The sequence below is a fragment of the uncultured Fretibacterium sp. genome, from assembly GCF_938030725.1.
Taxonomy (GTDB): domain Bacteria; phylum Synergistota; class Synergistia; order Synergistales; family Aminobacteriaceae; genus Fretibacterium.
This window is the reverse complement of sequence record NZ_CALHIQ010000097.1, coordinates 1-1,913: the sequence shown is the minus strand read 5'-3', so window position 1 is coordinate 1,913 and position 1,913 is coordinate 1. Positions and strand designations below refer to the sequence as shown.

General features: G+C 55.9%; 3 protein-coding genes. All 3 read left to right on the top strand.

Features of this window, described 5'->3' with window-relative positions; translation table 11 throughout:
- Window positions 1-43: 43 nt before the first annotated feature.
- The gene (locus Q0629_RS06010) at window positions 44-274 is read left to right on the top strand and encodes a hypothetical protein (RefSeq protein ID WP_298780196.1); all 231 of its coding nucleotides are present in this window, start codon (window positions 44-46) and stop codon (window positions 272-274) included.
- 101 nt (window positions 275-375) lie between these two features.
- Window positions 376-1,665: a PTS transporter subunit IIC gene (locus Q0629_RS06005; protein WP_298780193.1), complete on the top strand. Its 1,290-nt coding sequence runs from the start codon at window positions 376-378 to the stop codon at window positions 1,663-1,665.
- A gap of 4 nt (window positions 1,666-1,669) precedes the next feature.
- Window positions 1,670-1,913 (top strand): hypothetical protein (locus tag Q0629_RS06000; protein ID WP_298780189.1); only part of this gene is annotated, 244 nt, incomplete at its 3' end.

Below are 1,913 nucleotides of genomic sequence, written 5' to 3'. Positions count from 1 at the left end.
AGAAGAGTCCTTTATTTGAACCTTGTCTGACTTTCCCGTCCCTGTGGATTTGGGAACGGGAAAACCTCTTGAAATTCTTTCACAAATTTCTTATCATGGAATTGATATGCAACTCGTCTTTACTGTAATGATGGAATTCAGGAAATGGATCGCATCTGTGTGCGTGATTGACGTCGCTGGCAAGACGGTTGGGCTTATCAAAACGCCAAGGCAGACAATCTTCAATATCACCCACACAAAGGACTTTGAAGGGAGGCGAACCATCGCGCTTTAACCCGGCAACCTTTTCAAAATTAACCACCCTTTGCTCAACGTGCGTCTTTAGGACAGATTCATTTGATTTCTCGAGCTTTCTTAATCAGGAGGGCATAGTCGATGAGTTTCTTCAACGCATTGATCGGAATGGGCGCAACAGTCATGATGCCAATCATCTTCTTCATCGTAGGATTGATCTTCGGCGTCAAGCCAGGAAAGGCTTTTAAGGCGGGCATGACCGTTGGCATTGGCTTTACGGGAATCAACATGGTGGTGGGACTTCTGCTGACCAGTCTTGGGCCCGCGGCCATGGACATGGCAACACGCTTCGGCCTGAAGCTGAACGTCGTGGACGTGGGTTGGGCCACGGGCGCAGCTATCGGTTGGTCTTCACCCCTCATCCCCTTCATCGTGGTGGGCGCGATTCTGCTGAACCTCATCCTGCTGCTGCTTAACCTGACGAAGATACTGAACATCGACATCTTCAACTACTGGCTGATCTCCCTTGTGGGGACGCTCGTCTACGACATCACCGGGAGCATCCCCATGGGAACGGCGGCAGCGCTGCTCCTCTACCTGATCGCTTTCGTCATCGGCGACCTGACGGCCAAGCCGATCCAGGCCATGTATAAGATGGAAGGCGTCGCCTTCGTGCATGCGACCTGTGGCATCTACGTTCCTCTGGGAATTTTCGTGAACTGGATTATTGAGCGCATCCCCGGCGTCAACAAGATCGACCTGAACCCCGAAAAGATCACGGAAACTCTCGGCGTCATCGGCGAACCCATCACGCTGGCCACCGTCCTGGGAGCGGGCCTGGGCTTCCTGGCAGGCTGGCCCATCACCCAGGTGCTTCCGCTGGCCGTGAACGTAGCCGCCGTCATGATCCTGCTGCCCCGCATGGTGGGCGTCACGGTCGAGGGCGTCATGGTCATCCGCGACGCGGCCGAGGCTCGACTGAAGAAGCTGTTCCCGAAGCGCGAGTTCTACATCGGCATGGATACGGCGCTCCTGATCGGAGAGCCCTGCATCATCGCCACCTCCCTGCTGCTGATCCCCACGGCACTCCTGCTGGCCATGGTCCTGCCGGGCAACAACATGCTTCCGTTTACGGACCTCGCCTCCATCGTCTTCATCATCTCCATGGTGGCCCCCTTCTGCAAGAGGAATATGTTCCGCATCTACATCACGGGCATCCTGATCCTTGCGCTCTGCCTGTACGCGGGCACGGCCATGGGACCGGACTACACCGAGGCAGCCAGGAAAGCTAACATCCAAATCACCGAGGGGCAGGAGCTGGGCAACCTGGTCTCCCCCTACAATACGCCGGCTGGCTGGGCTATCGTCGAGGCATCCAGGCTGATGAAGGTGGATGCTCCTGCAGGGACCCCGGCCCCGGAAGGAAAGTAAAACCATGGAAATCGTCGGCATTGGAGACCTTTTAATCCCGGAACAGTACATCAAAAAGGGCTTCCACAACTTTGAGCAGGCAGGGCACACGGTCAGGACGGTCCAGTGGAAGCTGAAGGACTACGAGGAGCTTCAGAACATCAACTTGAAGGTGGAAACTGGAGGCAGCGAGGCCTTTGAGCCGCCCCAGGAGGTCCTGGACGCCATCGAAGGTGCGGATGTCGTCATCACACAGTTTTGCCCCGTCA

Excerpts from the sequence above, each read along its gene's own strand:
- Q0629_RS06005 (WP_298780193.1), top strand. The coding sequence starts at position 376 with ATGAGTTTCTTCAACGCATTGATCGGAATGGGCGCAACAGTCATGATG.